The sequence below is a fragment of the uncultured Rikenella sp. genome (assembly GCF_910579375.1).
GTDB lineage: Bacteria > Bacteroidota > Bacteroidia > Bacteroidales > Rikenellaceae > Rikenella.
Map to the genome: position 1 here is coordinate 1 of NZ_CAJTUJ010000035.1, position 16,156 is coordinate 16,156.

At 59.9% G+C, this 16,156-nt stretch carries 11 protein-coding genes; 4 read left to right on the plus strand and 7 right to left on the minus strand.

Annotated features, from left to right (window positions below; genetic code table 11):
- Positions 1 to 629 precede the first annotated feature (629 nt).
- Together QZ302_RS04865 and QZ302_RS04870 are read right to left on the minus strand one after the other, a co-directional pair.
- Positions 630 to 2,843 (minus strand): GH92 family glycosyl hydrolase, encoded by a 2,214-nt coding sequence (locus QZ302_RS04865; RefSeq protein WP_294593124.1) that lies wholly within the window; start codon positions 2,841 to 2,843, stop codon positions 630 to 632.
- An 84-nt stretch (positions 2,844 to 2,927) separates the two neighbouring features.
- On the minus strand, positions 2,928 to 4,172 hold the full coding sequence (locus QZ302_RS04870; RefSeq protein WP_294593126.1) for an ABC transporter permease: 1,245 nt from the start codon (positions 4,170 to 4,172) through the stop codon (positions 2,928 to 2,930).
- A gap of 411 nt (positions 4,173 to 4,583) precedes the next feature.
- On the opposite strand from QZ302_RS04870, the gene plsY reads away from it, so the two are divergent.
- Positions 4,584 to 5,210, plus strand: a complete 627-nt coding sequence (gene plsY / locus QZ302_RS04875) for a glycerol-3-phosphate 1-O-acyltransferase PlsY (protein WP_294593128.1) — start codon at positions 4,584 to 4,586, stop codon at positions 5,208 to 5,210.
- Between the two features lie 250 nt (positions 5,211 to 5,460).
- On the opposite strand, the gene QZ302_RS04880 is transcribed toward plsY, so the two are convergent.
- Genes QZ302_RS04880 through QZ302_RS04890 form a run of 3 tightly spaced genes read right to left on the minus strand, consistent with a single transcriptional unit; the run spans position 5,461 to position 9,061 of the window.
- On the minus strand, positions 5,461 to 6,705 hold the full coding sequence (locus tag QZ302_RS04880; RefSeq protein WP_294593131.1) for a pitrilysin family protein: 1,245 nt from the start codon (positions 6,703 to 6,705) through the stop codon (positions 5,461 to 5,463).
- 18 nt (positions 6,706 to 6,723) lie between these two features.
- Positions 6,724 to 7,647: a glycosyltransferase gene (locus tag QZ302_RS04885; RefSeq protein WP_294593132.1), complete on the minus strand. Its 924-nt coding sequence runs from the start codon at positions 7,645 to 7,647 to the stop codon at positions 6,724 to 6,726.
- 19 nt (positions 7,648 to 7,666) lie between these two features.
- Positions 7,667 to 9,061, minus strand: a complete 1,395-nt coding sequence (locus tag QZ302_RS04890) for an arginine decarboxylase (protein ID WP_294593134.1) — start codon at positions 9,059 to 9,061, stop codon at positions 7,667 to 7,669.
- Between the two features lie 307 nt (positions 9,062 to 9,368).
- On the opposite strand from QZ302_RS04890, the gene QZ302_RS04895 reads away from it, so the two are divergent.
- Positions 9,369 to 10,631, plus strand: coding sequence for a hypothetical protein (locus QZ302_RS04895; protein WP_294593136.1), 1,263 nt, complete (start codon positions 9,369 to 9,371; stop codon positions 10,629 to 10,631).
- Positions 10,632 to 10,728: 97 nt separating this feature from the next.
- Here QZ302_RS04895 and QZ302_RS04900 read toward each other — a convergent pair whose 3' ends face one another.
- Together QZ302_RS04900 and QZ302_RS04905 are read right to left on the minus strand one after the other, a co-directional pair.
- The gene (locus tag QZ302_RS04900) at positions 10,729 to 11,166 is read right to left on the minus strand and encodes a GNAT family N-acetyltransferase (RefSeq protein WP_294593138.1); all 438 of its coding nucleotides are present in this window, start codon (positions 11,164 to 11,166) and stop codon (positions 10,729 to 10,731) included.
- Between the two features lie 15 nt (positions 11,167 to 11,181).
- Entirely contained in the window at positions 11,182 to 12,450 is a 1,269-nt protein-coding gene (locus QZ302_RS04905; protein ID WP_294593141.1) for a pitrilysin family protein, read from the minus strand.
- A 153-nt stretch (positions 12,451 to 12,603) separates the two neighbouring features.
- Between QZ302_RS04905 and QZ302_RS04910 the strand changes: the two genes are divergently transcribed.
- On the plus strand, positions 12,604 to 13,491 hold the full coding sequence (locus QZ302_RS04910) for a YitT family protein (RefSeq protein ID WP_294593144.1): 888 nt from the start codon (positions 12,604 to 12,606) through the stop codon (positions 13,489 to 13,491).
- A complete protein-coding gene (locus QZ302_RS04915; RefSeq protein WP_294593145.1) occupies positions 13,488 to 15,482 on the plus strand; it encodes an HDIG domain-containing metalloprotein in 1,995 nt (664 codons plus the stop codon). The genes QZ302_RS04910 and QZ302_RS04915 overlap by 4 nt, the downstream gene beginning before the upstream one ends.
- Positions 15,483 to 16,156: the final 674 nt, after the last annotated feature.

A 16,156-nucleotide genomic window follows, 5' to 3' on the forward strand; every position in this document is an offset into this window, starting at 1 on the left:
AGTTCGGGCTGCGGCGTCCGGCCCGGGCATCGAAGATGCCCCGCCGCAAGCCCGGCGACCCTTTGAGTCGCAAGAGCACGGCCTCTTTGCGATGAGCTTCGTCCTCGGCGCGCCCTCCACGCGCTGCTAATGCGTCGCTCTCGCCGAGGACGGCGATTCTCTGAATCGCGCTATTCGCTCTCGGCCTATAGTAGTTCGCCGCCAGCGGGGAGCAGCAACGAGCACCGACGAGTTGCAGCCCTCCGCCTGCCGGGGCGGCGGACTGCGCGACTCTGCAAGTCGCAAAAGCCCAGCCAACAGTTCTGCCCAACTCAAGGCCCAAAGTACTGCCCCGTGTCCGCCTCACTGCGGCTCCGCTGTCGCTCCGCCGCGTTTTCGCGCGCCTTGCGCGATTCATCTATATTCGGCTACCGCCGAAATAGTTGAATCGCTTCTTTAGGCGGGGCGCGCGGCTGTCCTACGGGAGGGTACTGCGCTCGGGCCGCGCAGGCCCCACGTCCCGTGGACGGGAAATGCTTACGCATTTCAACTGGCAGCCTCGGCCCAACCCTTTGTCCGCGCGCTGGCGGAAATGGGGCGGTCGGGCAGCCTTCTCGTGCCTGCGGTGGGGAAATGGTTATCCCAGTTCTTTACTCTTCTTCCCGCAACACGATGTCCAGCTCGCCTCCCGAGACGATGTCCCGCCAGGTCAGGAACGGTGTGCTCAGCAGATGTCCGTTGAGAGTCATCTTTTCGATCCGGTAACGTTTCGCCGAAACGCCCGGAGCACGGACTGTAAAGCTCTTGCCGTTCGGCAGCCGGATGATCGACTCCTCGAACAGCGGCGTCCCGATCGCATAGTTCAGGCTCACCGGATCCACCGGATAGAATCCCAGCGCGCTGAAGACATACCAGGCCGACATCTGGCCGCAATCCTCGTTACCACATAAACCGTCCGGACGGTTCGCATATTGTGTCCGCATGATTTCCGACACATATCGCTGCGTCTTTTCCGGCTTGCCGATGTAATCGTAAAGGTACGCCACATGGTGCGACGGCTCGTTGCCGTGCGCATACTGGCCGATCATCCCCGTGCTGAAAATCGGCAGTGAGTCCGTCGCCTCCGGATCGAGCGTGAACATCTCGTCCAGCCGCTTTTCGAACTGTTCCGGCCCCCGCATCAGGCGGATCAACCCTTCGACGTCCTGTTGCACCGCCCAGAGGTATTGCCAGCCGTTGCTCTCCGTGATGTGCTCCGTATACGCCTTTGGATTGAAGCCCGGCAGCCATTCGTTCGTCGAGAGCCGCGGTTGCATGAAGCCCGAAGCCGGCTGGTAGAGGTTCATGTAGCTCTTCGACCGCAGGATGAATTCGTTGTAGAGCGAGTCGCGCCCCATCCGCCGCGCCAGCTGCGCGATGCAGTGGTCGTCGTAGGCGTACTCCAGCGTCTTCGAGAGCGACTCTGCTTCCAGGTCTGCCGGCACATAGCCCAGCATTTTATAGAGCCCGATTCCCCGATAGTCGTCCCGGTTCGCCGTCGCCACGCACGCCGTCAGCACCCGGTCGAGCGTCGAATCCGGCAGGAGTCCTTTCAGCGCCGCCTCGACCAGCACCGGCACCGCGTGGTAGCCGATCATCATGTCCGTTTCGTTGCCCCACAACGGCCAGACGGGCAACATCCCGTGCTGGTCGTAGAAGTCGAGCATCGAAGTCACCATCTCTTTCACCCGTTCCGGCTGCGTGAAGGTGTAGAGCGGATGGGCCGCCCGATAGGTGTCCCACAGTGAGAAGGTCGAGTAGTTGTGCCCCCCCTCGCCCGGTACCTTACCGGCGTGTATCCGACCGTCCGGCCCGAAATAGCGGCCGTCCGCGTCGTCGAAGAGCGTCGGGGCGAGCATCGTCCGGTAGAGAGCCGTGTAGAAAGAGACTCGTTCGTCGTGCGTGCCGCCGCGGACTTCGATTTTCGCGAGTTCGGCGTTCCATACTGCCCGTTGTGCGGCGCGCACGCTGTCGAAATGGAACGACGGCATCTCGGCCGCCAGGTTGCGCCGCGCTCCCTCGATGTCCACCGCCGAAATGGCCGTCCGCACCGTCACCGAACGGTTCTCTTTCGTGGTGTGGAACACGAACCGTCCGATGTGGCTCCGGATGCCGTTATAGGTGCTGTCGCGGTGCACCGAAACCACTGTGTCGATCGTGTACGAGGCGAAGGGTTGCGAGAATTGGGCCGTGAAGTAGACCCGTTGATCGGGCGCCCACCCCTCGGAAAAACGGTATCCTTCGATCGTCCGGTCGTCCACGACCCGCAGGTAGGAACCCATGGTGTAGTCCCAATTCATGGCTTTGGAGAGGTCGACGAAGACGGTCGCCCGGTCGGTCACCGGAAAGGTGTAGCGTTGCATGCCGCACCGCTCGGTGGCCGCGAGTTCCACCCGGGTGTCGTAATCTTTCAGCAGCACGCTGTAATACCCGGCCTGTGCCTGTTCGTCGTCGTGGCGGAAGGTGGAGTAGACGCCCAGTTCGCCTTTCCCCGTTTTGAACGGCGGTACGGCGGGCATAAAAGAGATATCGTACAGATCCCCTGCTCCGGTTCCGCTCAGGTGGGTGTGCGAGAAGCCGGCGATCGTGGTGTCAGGCCAGAAGTAGCCGGCGATCCGATCCCAGCCGCTGGTGCCGTTGTCGGGCGAGAGCTGCACCATGCCGAACGGGGCGCTGACGCCGGGGTAGACGTTTCCCGGGCCGTCCGTCCCGATAAAAGGGTTGACCAGCGAGGCGAGATCGTCGCTCTCCGGCGCGTGGCTGCACGATGCGGCGAAGAGTGCCGCGACGAGGAGGCCGAAGGGGCGGGTGATTCGGTTTTTCATAAGCGTTCGGGTTGGGTCGCGCAACGGTAACGGGTGCGCGACGGGGTTACGAGGGGACAAAGATAGCTCGTTTATCCGAGTTTATCAGGTGTGGGAGATGGCCTGAACGGGGTCCATCCGGGCGGCGCTCCAGGCGGGAAAGAGCCCGGCCACGGCTCCTACGATCGACGCGATGGTCAGTCCGAGCAGGATGTTGCTGAAGGTCAGCACGAGGGTGAAGTTGGAAAAGTGGTTGACCAGCAGGGTGCCGATGTAGACCATGGCGAGTCCGATCGCTCCGCCGATCACGGAGAGGATCATCGCTTCGAAGAGAAACTGGCAGAGGATGAAATAGGGACGTGCCCCGAGTGCCTTCTGGATGCCGATCTGAACGATGCGTTCGCGCACGGTGACGAACATGATGTTGGCTACACCGAAGCCGCCCACGAGGATCGAGAAGAGGCCGATAATGCCGCCCGCGAGGTTGATTTTGCGGTACATCTCGTCGAACATATTGTTCATGATGCTGACTTCGTTGAGGGCGAAGTTGTCTTCGGTCTGGGGGCTGAGCCGCCGGAGGCGGCGCATGATGGAGCCGACCTCGGCTTTGAGGTTTTCCATATCGGTTCCGTCGGGGACAGTGATGACCATGTCGGTCGGGGCCCACCGCAGGTTGATGAAATTGCCGGTCAGTGACAGCGGGATCAGGATGCTCCGGTCGAGGCTGTTGAAGGCCACGCTGTTGCCGGCTTTGGCCAGGAGGCCGATCACGTGCAGCTTGATGTCGCCGATGCGGATGGTTTTGCCTACGGGGTCGCTCCCGTCGAAGAGTTGTTCGGCGATTTCCGGCCCAAGAATCGCGACGCGGCTGCCGTGTGCCGATTCGAAAGGGGTGAAGTAGCGTCCCTGCTCGATGTCGGTGGTCTGTATCCGGTCGTAGTTGTGGCTGACGCACAGCACGGTTGCGTTGTCGACATAGAGGCTCCCGTGCCGGGCCGTGCGGTTGAAACTGGTCATGAAAGCGACTTCGGCCTGGGGCAGCAGGGCCTGGGTCTCGCGGTATTCGTCGAGGCTGACCTGCGGCCGGTTGCTGTATTTCCACCACTCTCCGCCCCCTTCCCACGGCCATTTGCTGACATAGAGGGTGTTGCTGCCGAGCGATTCGATCCCCTGGCGGATGTGGAGGGCCATCGAGTCGACGAGGGTGAAGACGGTGATGATGGCGAAGATGCCGATGGTGACGCCGCCGAGGGAGAGGCCGGTGCGGAGTTTGTTGATGACTACGCTTTCCAGAGCGGCGAGCCAGCTTTGGTAGATTTGTCCGAGGGTGAAGAAGAGTTTTCTGAACATGAGGTCTTGGTGGAACGACGGCAACGGTTCAAATTTAGGTATTTTTTGCGATTCCCTGCGCTTTTCCTACTTTTGCAGAGTAGGGTCTTCCCCCGTTTATTCCGAGAGGCAACGCAACGGAATACCGTTGGCCCGACCCGCCGTGCCGCTGGGGCGGAGTATCGTCGCGTTGAAGTACAAGTATATACCGCTGATCCTGCTGGTCGTGGAAGCCCAGTTGTAACCGTAGTAGCCGATGCCGCTCAGCGCGCCATTACTATATCCGCGGTTGCCCGGGGCGGGCGGCGGAATGGGTGAGGGGGTGGTTTCTCGGGAAAGGTTCGGGGCGACGAAAAGGTCTGAGGAGCGGTGAAACGAGGTCGCGGAGGGGCGGCCGATTGGATTACGAAAGCTATTGAAACAGATTCGATTATGATTTGGATCATCTGTCTATTGTTGATCGGCGGGTATTTGCTGGGGTCGATTCCCAGTGCGGTGTGGATCGGGCGGTGGTTCTACCGCACCGATGTGCGGGAGTACGGCAGTCATAATGCCGGGGCGACCAATACGCTTCGGGTATTGGGGCGTCGGGCGGCGTTGCCGGTCTTTGTGATCGATGCGGCAAAAGGGTATGGGGCGGTGATGTTGGCCCATTTGGCCGACTTGCAGGGCGACGGACTCTTTTTCCTGAAAATCGGGCTGACGGCGGCGGCGATTCTGGGACATATTTTCCCGATTTTCGCCGGTTTCAAAGGCGGGAAAGGGGTGGCGACGATGGCGGGCTGTATGCTTGCCATTGCGCCGATACCGATGCTGATGGGGCTGGCCACGTTTGTGATCGTGCTGGCGGTGAGCCACTATGTCTCGTTGGGATCGATGACGGGAGGAGTGCTTTTCCCGTTCTATATTCTGTTGGTCGACGGATTTCAGCCTTATAAACTCCTTTTCGGTGTTTTGGTCGCGGTGGTGTTGTTGATTACCCACCGGAAGAACATCAAACGGCTGCGCGAAGGGACGGAGAATAAGACGTTTCTGTTTATCCGGCGGCCGAAGGCCTGATTACGGACGAAAATGAAGATGCGGTTGCGTCTTCTCCGTTTATTCCGAGAGGCACCGCAACTGAAAACCGTAGGCGTGGCCGTCCGCAATGCTGGGATTGAGCCACGTCACGTAGAAACCCAAGTACATGCCATTGGTGCCGCTGACCGTGGAAGCCCAGCTGTAACCGTTGCCGCTGACGTTCACCGGCGCGCCCGTATCCCGATGGCGGTAGCCCGGGGCGGTGGAACGTGAAAGGACACGGCGGCGTTTATTCCGCCGATTCGGCCAGGTAAAGCAGTGTCGAACTGTTTTCGCGGCGGAATAAACGGCGCGATACCTCCTGAATCTCCTGCGCCGTCACCGAGTTGTGCTCCGCGACCTCTGTGTCGATCAGGGCCGCGTCGCCCAGCATCTCGAAATAGGCCAGGTTCATCGCCTTGTTCAGTACATTCAACTCGCTGAAAATCTGAGTCGCTTCGAACTTGTTCTTGACTTTCTCCAATTCATACGCTCCGACCGGTTCCGTGCAGAGGAGTTCCAGTTCGTGCCACAAAGCCGCCTCGGCCCGCTCCACCGGCACGCCCTCCATCACATAGCCCGTCACGACGAACAAGCCCGGATCGACATCCCCCGAAACATAGGCATTCACCTGCGAAAAGAGGTTCGCCTCCTGAACCAGCCGCTGGTAGAGCCGACTCGACGTTCCGTTGCTCAGGATGTCCGACGCCACGTCGCACACCGTGTATTCCCGGCTCCGCCGGTCGCCCATGTGGAATGCGATGTAGATCACCGAAGCCGGTACCGGCCGCCGCACCTCCAGCCGCCGCGGAGCGGTCTGTTCCGGTTCGGCCGGCAGCGAATCCGGTTCGAATCCTCCCGCCGGAATCTCACCGAACCACTTCTCGGCCAGCTCGAAAACCCGTTCGGGCGGCAAATCTCCCGCCACCGACAGAATGGCGTTGTCCGGCCGGTAGTAGCGGTCGAAAAAAGCCCGCACCTCTTCCATCGTCGCCCGGCGGATGTGATCGATCTCCCGCCCGATCGTCGCCCACCGGTACGGATGTCGTTCGTAGGCCAACGGCCGCAACAGTAGCCAGATGTCGCCGTACGGTTGGTTCAGATATCGTTGTGCGAACTCTTCGACGACCACTTTGCGCTGCACGTCGAGGCTCTTTTCGTTGAAGGCCAGCGAGAGCATCCGATCCGACTCTAACCACAGCGCCGTTTCGATATTCTCTTTGGGCAGGGCCAGGTAGTAGTTCGTATAGTCGTTGTTGGTGAAGGCGTTGTTCTCGCCGCCGGCCAGCTGCACCGGTTCGTCGTAGTTCGGCACGTGGATCGAGCCGCCGAACATCAGGTGTTCGAATAGGTGGGCGAAGCCTGTCCGGTCGTATGCTTCGTTGCGCGAGCCCACTTTGTAGAGCACGTTGACGGCCGCCATCGGGGTCGAGGGGTCTTCGTGTGCGATGACGGTCAGACCGTTGGCCAGCGTTCTTTTCTGAAATTCGATCATGCGAAGAGGAGGATGGTTTTAGCGTCGGAACGGACGCGGCAGCAGGTGGTACAATTGGCGCCAGCAGTGCAGGCGTTTCGGATGCGGGTAGTCGGCGAGCCAGAGGCTTTGCACCCGGCGAAAGAGTTCCGGTCGTGCGGTGTCGCCGAATCGTTCGAGGCGTTGCAGCCACCGTCCGATCACGGCGCGACGGAACGCGGAGGATACGCCTGTGAGCCGGAACAGCGTTTCGATCACCTCTTTTCCTTCGATGAATTGTAGTCCTTCGGCTTCGGCTCGTGGCGAAACTTTTACGTGGTGCTGGCGAAACCGATTGAGCGGTTCGGCCAGATAGGCCACCCGTCCGCCGAGGGCGATCCGGCTCCAGAAGAGCCAGTCGCCGCAGTAGCGGTATTTTGCGTAATCCTCCGTCACGTTCGCCAGCGCGCTTTTGCGGAACACGGCCATGCTGGCATTGTAGATGGCATTGCCGGTGAACATTTTTTCGATGACGAAGCGGCGTCCCTCTTTTCGAAACGGTTTCCGATTGTGCAGCCGTCCCGGAAGCGGAACGGAATCGGAATCGATGGCGATGCTGTTGGTGTAGGCCAGTGTACAGGCCGGGTCGCTTTCCAGTTCGGCGATACATTTTTTGAGGAAAGCGGGTTCGGCGACGTCGTCGCTTTCGGCGATCCAGATGTATTTCCCTTGTGCCAATCCGAATCCCAAGGCCCATTGGCGGAAGGTCGAGCCGCTGTTGGTCTCGTTGAAAACGATGTGACTGACCTGAGGATGGTTTTTGTAGGACTCCAGCACGGTTCGGCTATCGTCGGTCGAGCAGTCGTCCAGCAGGATCAGTTCGAACTCCCGAAAGGTTTGGCCGAGAATGCTGTCGAGCCGTTCCTGAAGGTAAGGCGCATGGCAGTAGTTGGGTACGATGACCGATACGAGCGGATGGGGCATAGCACGGGTATTTGGCGGATTAATACCCCAAAATGCGCATCATGGAGCGATAGCTCTGCTCCTTGGCGAAGAGACGCGTATAGTACTCGTTAGTCTCCTTGTCGCGGTCGATAATGATATGTTTCGGTGCCGGAATCAGGCAGTGTTGCACCCCGCCGTAGCCGCCCAGCGACTCCTGGTAAGCCCCCGTGTGGAAAAATCCGATGTACTGCGTCTCGCCCGGACAGAGCTTGGGCAGGAAGATCGCGTTCTGGTGCGCCTCGGCGTTGTAATAGTCTTCGCTGTCGCACGTCAGACCGCCGAGGAAAATCCGCTGGTACTCCTTGTCCCAGTTGTTGATCGGCAGCATCATGTAGCGCTGGTTGATGCCCCAAGTGTCCGGCAGGGTGGTCATGAACGACGAGTCGATCATGTACCACAGCTCGCGGTCGTTCTGCTGCTTCTGGTTAATGATCGAGTAGAGCGTCGCGCCGCTTTCGCCCACGGTGAAGGATCCGAATTCGGTGAAGATGTTCGGCTCTTCGATCTCGTTGAGGTTGCAGTAGTTCTTGATTTGCGCAACGATCTCCTCCGCCATGTACTCGTAGTCGTAGTCGAAAGCGAGCGAGTTCTTGATCGGAAAGCCCCCGCCGATGTTCAGCGAGTCGAGCTCCGGGCAGACCTTCTTCAGCTCGCAATAGACCGCCAGACACTTCGAAAGTTCGTTCCAGTAGTAAGCCGTGTCGCGAATCCCGGTGTTGATGAAAAAGTGCAGCATCTTGAGCCGGAACTTCTTGTTGGGCTTGATCTTTTCGAGATAGTAGTTCTTGATTTCGCGGTACCGGATGCCGAGGCGCGAGGTGTAGAAGTCGAACTTCGGCTCCTCTTCCGATGCGATCCGGATGCCGACGTGGCACGGTTTATGAATCGCAGCGTCCAGTAGCTCGTGTTCCTCCTTGTTGTCGATCACCGGAATTGTGTTGACGAATCCGGCGTGGATGAGCCCCGCGATGTTTTCGACATACTGCGGCCGCTTGTATCCGTTGCAGACGATAAAGGTGTCCTTATCGAGCATCCCGCTGTCGTACAGTGCGTTGATGATGTGGATGTCGTAGGCCGAAGAGGTTTCGAGGTTGATTTTGTTCTTCAGCGCCTCCTCCAGTACGAACGAGAAGTGCGAACTCTTGGTGCAGTAGCAGTAGTTGTACGACCCCTTGTAGTCCACCTTCGCCATCGCTACGTTGAAGAGTTTCTTGGCCTTCTGGATCTGCGAGCTGATCTTCGGCAGGTAGCTGATCTTCAGCGGCGTTCCGTACTGTTTGATGATATCCATCAACGGTACGTCGTGGAAGTTGAGGTTGTTGTCTACGACGCTGAATTCGTCCTGAGGAAACTCGAAGGTTTGCTCGATGAGGTCGATGTACTTGTTTTTCATCTTCGCCGGATGGGGGTCTGAAGTGGATAAGCGACTCGGTTACCTGGCTTCGATTCGGGCGATCCGGACGGCCCGGATTTTGCTCTCTTTGCGAATCGAGTGCAAAGATGCGATAATTTTCGTTACGTCCGACGGTCGAAGGTCATTAATTTCGAGTTATTTCGGTCGGTTCCGCGCCGTCGTCGGACGTGTGTCGGCAAGGGGGTGCGAGGGGGTAAAAAATGACGTTCCGCCGGGAAAATAGTGTCGAAAATTGGTCATATGATTTTTTTTTCGTAATATTGGGAGAAATTAGAGAGAGCATTCGATGGACAATAACCTACTCAAGCAACTCATCGCGCAGCACCGCCGGGTGGTGATTCCCGATTTCGGCGCCTTTCTCAAAAAGGAGGGGCCGAGGGGTGAGCAGCTGGTATTCAGTCCGTTCCTGCGCAAGGACGACGGGATGGTGACCGAGGCCCTGATTCGCGAATACGGGGTCGAGTCGGAGGACGCGCGCGGGATGATCGCCGAGTTCGTCGTTTACGTGCGGCAGTCGCTGTCTTCGTCCGGACGCTACTATATTGAAGGGGTCGGGATGTTGGCCGCGGATGCCAACGGGTCGATCACCCTCAAGGAGGGGGTGATGCCGGAGCGGAGCAGGGCGGAGGTCGAGAGCGAGCGAATGGCGCGCCAGGCGCCGCAGCAGCCTCAGCCGGCGATGGAGCAGATTGTAGAGGCGGAACCGGTGCCCGTGCAGCCGGTGATGACCAAACCGCCGGTGATGACCCGGCCGCAGACGATACAGGTACAGCCTCCGATGGGGCAGCCGGGACAGCCGCAGATGCAGCAACAACAGTCCTCGCTGTTCGGAACCTATCCGGGGATTCAGCAACAACCGATGCGGCAGCAGCAACCGCAGATGCCGCAGATTCCGCCGCAGCAGCCGATGCGGACTCAGCCGGTGGCGCCGCAGCATCAGGCGGCGATGGGGCAGCAACCTGTGCAACAGCCGATACAACCGGGGCAAAGACCGCAGCATCAGCAGGCGATGGGGCAGCAACCGATGCAGCAGCCGATCCAGCCGGGACAAAGACCGATACAACCGGGGCAGAGACCCCATCCGTCCATGCAGCCGCAGCAGGGGGTACGGGGAGGGCAGCAATCGGGACAACCGATGCAGCCGCAGCAGGGACAACAGCAACAGGCGGCGATGGGACAACCGATGCAGCAGCAGGCGGGGATGATTCCTCCGTCGCAACGCCAGCCGCAGCAGCCCGGACAACAGGGGCGGCCGGGAGGTGCGGCTCAGGGAGCGGGACGGCCGACGAGACCGGGACAGGGAGCTTCCCGGCCGGGGCAACCGTATCCGGGAGGGCGGAGACCGCCGGTGCGTCGGCGACCGCAGCAGCGGACTAAGGCGGATGTGTGGCTGATCGTCGCCATCATTGCGGCGTTGGTCGTGATCGCGATTATGATCTACAGCTTCATCGTCTCGGGCGGGGGGCAGGACATGGATATGGAGATGCTGAACGAAGCGATGGCACCGATGCAGGATGCTTCGAGCTCGGCGGGGGGAGATGGATTGTAGGATATTCTATATTATAATAGGCATAAGAAAAGCGAATCCGGCGAGAGCATCGAAAGGCTCCATCGCCGGATTCGCTTCTTATTATATATAGAACGAGTTACAGCGGTCGTTCCAATACGATCATGTCCCGGCACAACGTGCTGTCTTCATCGATCACCGGTGCCGGATAGCGTTCGGTAAAGAAATTCGAAATCGTATGGGAGTAACGGAATCCGCAGCGTTCGTAGAATCCCCGTCCTCCGTCGCTCGTACCCACCTTCAGGTTCATGAACCGGCCCCGGTAGTGCGCGCAGAGGTCGTCCAATATGGCTCGTCCCCGACCCGAACCCCGGCGGGAGGCGACTACCGCCAGATTCTTGATTTCGCCGACCGTCGTGTCCACCACCGCCTCACCGACCACTCGCCTCGCGTCGTCCCGCCAGACCCACATCTCTCCTTCGGCCAGATAGCGTTCCACCATCTCTTCCGACGGATCGGCCTCTAATAAAAGGTCTCGGAACGACCGCTTTTCGGACAGTGCGACGATCTTTTCCATCCGTCCCGAAAATTCTTATGCCCCGACAATCACCGTGCTGAACGCAGCCGGATCGAGCCACCGAACGGCCAGTTCCCGAATCCGTTCCGGCGTGATGCGTCGCACCTCGTCGAAAAAGGCCTCCACCGCCCGGTTCGTCATCCCGCATTGGACGTTCTCGATCGTCACGTCCGCCACCCCGAACGGCCCGTCCAAAATCCGCATCATCTCGCCCACGATGATATTCCGCACCATCTCCAGCTCCGCCGTCGGCACAGTCTCTGTCCGCAGCCGCTCCACTTCGCGCAGAATCTCGCCCACCGCCTCGTCCGTCGCCGCCGCCGTGACATCCGTCGCCACGGCGAAATAGCCCGTGTGCTGGAGGTTCACCATCGCCGAATAGATGCCGTACGTGTACCCCTTCTCCTCGCGCAGATTCTTCACTAACCGTGAGCCGAAGTAGCCCCCCAGAATCGTGGCGACCACCTGCATCCCGTTGAAATCGGGGTGTTCCTTCGGGAAGAGCGTCCGCCCGAGCCGGATCGACGACTGCAACGCCCCTGTTCGCTGCTCGCGGATCAGGCTCGTCGGTTCCGTCGGCGGAACGCCCGGGTCGACGACCGGCCGGCCCGCCTCGAAGCGGCTCAGGAATCGCTCCATCTCACTCCGTACCTCCGGCGCGATCCGGCCCGAAGCCACCGCAAATAGATTCCCGGCCCGGTAGTGCGTCTCATAGAACTCGCGCAACAGACCCGCATTCAGCTCGTCGTAAGCCTCGGCCGCCGAGCTGCGGCCATACGGATGCTCGGCTCCGAACAGCGCCCGCGAGAAGAGCTCCCGGGCCTGATACGACGGCTTTTCGCGCTCGATCGTCAGTTGCTGCTTCCGTTTGGCGGCATAAATCTCCAGTTCGTGTTCCGGAAATTGCGGCTCGAACAGAATCTCGCTCAGCAACTCCAGCGTCCGGGGCAGAAAGCGGTTCAGGCAACTCACCGTCACGATCGCATAGTCGCGGTCGATCGAGGTGTCGTAGTAGATGCCGTAGAAGTCGAACCGTTCGGCGATCTGTGCCGCCGAGTAGTGCGCCGTTCCCTCGCTCATCAGGTTGAGCGCGGCCGACGCCGTGAACGGGGCCGACTGATAGCGGGTGCCGGCTCCGAAGACGAGGCTCAGCCGGCACAGCTGCTGCGTCCCCGCGTCGATCGTCCAGAACCGGATGCCGTTGGGCAGCTCGGAGTAGATCGTTTCCGGGACGGTCAGCCGGTCGGGGAGTTGGAAGTCGGGTTGTCGGGTGCGGTCTAACATCGTGTGTCGTTTCAGGCGAGCAAAATTAATGATTTTGCGCGATTCCGTTCGTGCGGCGGCGCAAAACGACCGTCCGGCCCGTTCCGTTGCGGCGAAGCGTGGAAATTCACTACATTTGCATCATACACAGCATCCTGTTCGGAGGTTTCGAGCATGAACACACAGCAACAGATACGTCAGTGGGCCTATGTCGTGGTCGGTTCGATCCTGATCGCCACGGCCTACGTCCTCTTTATCACCCCTTATCGGATCGTGCCGGGCGGCGTCTACGGGATGGGGGTCGTCCTCAACTATCTTTTCCCGAAGATTCAGGTCGGTACCTACGGGCTGTCGATGGATATTCCGCTGCTGCTGATCGGATTCCGGCTCTTCGGGGCCCGGTTCGGGGCGAAGACTGTCGTGGCGGCGCTGCTCACGCCGGTGATTATGGACGGGATGACCTGGATGATCGGTTCCGATCCGGCCACGATGCTCGGCGGCAAGATCGACTTGGCGGGCGATGTGCTGCTCAGCTGCCTTTTCGGCGGGACGCTGCTGGGGGCCGGCGTGGGGCTGATCCTCAAGACCCATGCCACGTCGGGCGGAACGGACATCATCGCGATGATCGCTTCCCGCTATCTCCACATGCCGATCAGTCGGGCGGTGCTCTACGTCGATTCGCTGGTCGTGCTCTTCGGTTTAGCCGTGTTGGGGGATTGGCGGCTGCCGCTCTACTCGTTGGTTACGATCTTTGTCTCGTCGCGCGTGATCGACTACATCGTGGACGGCGGATCGGGAGATAAACTGCTCTTCATCCTTTCGGAACGGCATGCCGAGATTCGTGACTTCATCCTCGACGGCTTGGAACGGGGCGGGACTTATATCAAGGCTAGCGGTATGTACACCGGGGCGGATAAGGAGATGATCTTCGTCGTGGTGTCGCGGCGCGAGGTGTCGCTCATTCGCGACCGCATCCGGCAGGTCGATCCGGAGGCTTTCATGATTGTGGTCGATGCGCACGAGACGCTCGGCGAGGGATTTAAAACGTTCGAAAAACCATGATATTACGTAAAATCGGTCTGCTGTTGGGGGTTTCGCTGCTCATCACGGTGATGATGCCGCAGCGGGCAGCCATGAATTTCAATTTCGCACCCGGCGAGACGTGGGAAGAGGAGACGCTCGTCGCGCCGTTCGATGTGCCGGTCTATAAGGAGGCCGAACAGCTGAATGCCGAACGGAAGGCTTTGATGGAGGAGTTCCAGCCGGTTTTCCGGCTCGATCCGGCGGTGGGCGAGGCTCAGCTGCGCACGCTGCGGGCCGATCTGGCGGCCAATTCCTCTTTGTCGGACGAACGGCGCGAGCGGATTTGGCGCGCTTTTCGGCGGGTCTATGGCCGCGGGGTGGTGAGCGAGGCCGACAGGGCGGCCCATACCGACCGGATGGTGCGGATCGATAGTGCCCATGTCCTGTCGGGGCGGTTTGCGACCGATATTTTCACGCCCAATACGGCGATGGATTACCTGCAAAAGACCGAGGGGATCGATCCGCAGCAGGCGACGCGCTACCTGACGCCGTCGCTCGTCTACGACCGGTCGCTCAACGCCCGGTTGCGGGAGGAGCTTCTTTCGAGGCTGTCGCTCACGGAGGGGATCGTGCGGACGGGCGAGGTGATTGTTTCGAAGGGGCAGCTGATCGACCGTCACACGGCGACGGTGCTGACCTCTTATCGGCGCGAGTACGAAAACCGACTGGGGAGGGGGATTAGCGGGACGGTGCTGTTTCTGAGTCGTTTTCTGGTGATGGCGGCGCTGCTGACCTTGAGTTACGTCTTTTTTACCTACTTTTCGCAGCACCATTTTACGGCCTGGCGACCGATGTTGTTCGTCTTCACGCTCTATGTGGTGATGGCGGGGCTGATGGCGCTGGTGGTGCGGACGCAGTTCCTGAGTCCGTATGCGGTGCCGTTGCCGGTGGTAGCGATTCTGTTGCTGGCCTTTTTCGATACGCGGGTGGCGATTTTCGGCAATATCTCGGTGGTGCTGATTGCGTCGCTCTTCGTGCGATTCAGTTTCGAATTCTTTACGGTGGAGTTTTTGGCGGGGATTACGGCGATTTTCGTGATCCGACACGCCTACCAGCGTCACCGGGTCTTTCGTGCGGTGGGGGCGGTGCTGCTGGTGCAGGAGTTGATCTATGTCGCTCTGTTGTGGATGAAACGGGGGACGGTTTTCGTCGATTACTCGGGCATGCTGTGGTTCGTGGCGAGCGCTTTCCTGATGCTGGCTTTCTACCAGTTGATCTACATCTTCGAACGGGTTTTCGGCTTCGTGTCGGACATCACGCTGCTGGAGCTGTCGGATACGAACCAGCCGTTGTTGTTGCAGCTGGCGGAGAAGGCGCCGGGGACATTCCAGCATTCGGTGCAGGTGGCGTCGCTGGCCGAGAGCGCGGCGAAGGAGATCGGGGCCAATCCGTTGCTGGCACGGGCGGGAGCGCTGTATCACGATGTGGGGAAGATGGAGAATCCGTTCTACTTTGTTGAGAATCAGACGGGAAATTTCAATCCGCATTCGATGCTGAGCCCGTCTCAGAGCGCGGCGATCGTGCGGTCGCATGTGACCGAGGGGATTACGCTGGCGAGGAAGCATCGTCTGCCGGCGGTGATTCAGGAGTTTATCTCGCGGCACCACGGGACGTCGAAGATGTACTATTTTTATGTCGAGGAGGAGCGGTTGCACGGCAAGGTGGAGCATCCGGAGGAGTTCGTCTATCCGGGGCCGAAGCCGGTGAGGCGAGAGGTGGCGATCTGTATGATGGCGGACTCGGTCGAGGCGGCGTCTCGCTCGCTGGCGAACTACGACCGGGAGACGATCGACGAGTTGGTGGATCGCATCATCGACCGTCAGATCGCCGAGCACCAGCTGAGTCAGGCCGATCTTTCGTTCGCCGAGGTGACGCGTATCAAAGAGCTTTTCAAGACTCGGCTGAACAATATTTATCACGGTCGGATCTCTTATCCGACCTCTCCGTCCGAGACTCCGGCCACGGCGTAGGGGGGCTCCTTGTCCACGCTAGCGTGCGGGACAGAGAACGGGGTAACGAGTTGGGCTCCCGGTAGCTTGAGGATGCGTGAGCATCCGTCTAAAGTTTTTCTGGTTCTCTTTGTTCACAAAGAGAACAGTTCCAGCCGGGGCAGTGTTTAGATCGCGCGCCGACGCCTTAAGAGGGAAATCGTCAAAATGCGCTTGCGCGTTTTGACAAGATTTCCCCAGGCGCGCGAACAAAGAATGGGGGTAGAGGCTGCCATTTGCCCGCCGCGGGCACGCGGGGCCTGCCCGGCCCGAGGGCAGTCTCCTCCCGTAGCCAAAGACGCGCGCCGCCGCCTGAAGACGCGATTCAACTATTTCGGCGGTGAGCCGAATATAGATGAATCGCGCAAGGCGCGCGAAAAGAGAATCAGGTAGAAGCGGCCAGTAAAACGCCCTTTGGGCGCGCCCGCCCGTTTAAAGGACATATTCTGCCGGTTGGCGCTCGGCCAATCCGGCAAGAATTGCCGCGGGCGACGGTAAACGTGGCGGAGCGAAAGCGGAGCCGCAGTGAGGCCGACACTGGACGGAGAACTGGGCTTTGCTTTGGGCCGTGGGTTGGGCTGTGCTTGTTCTTCGGGCTCGAAAACCGTAGCCGGTTTTCGAGCCGCGCCGGGCCGAGCACGGGGCTTGGATTTGGG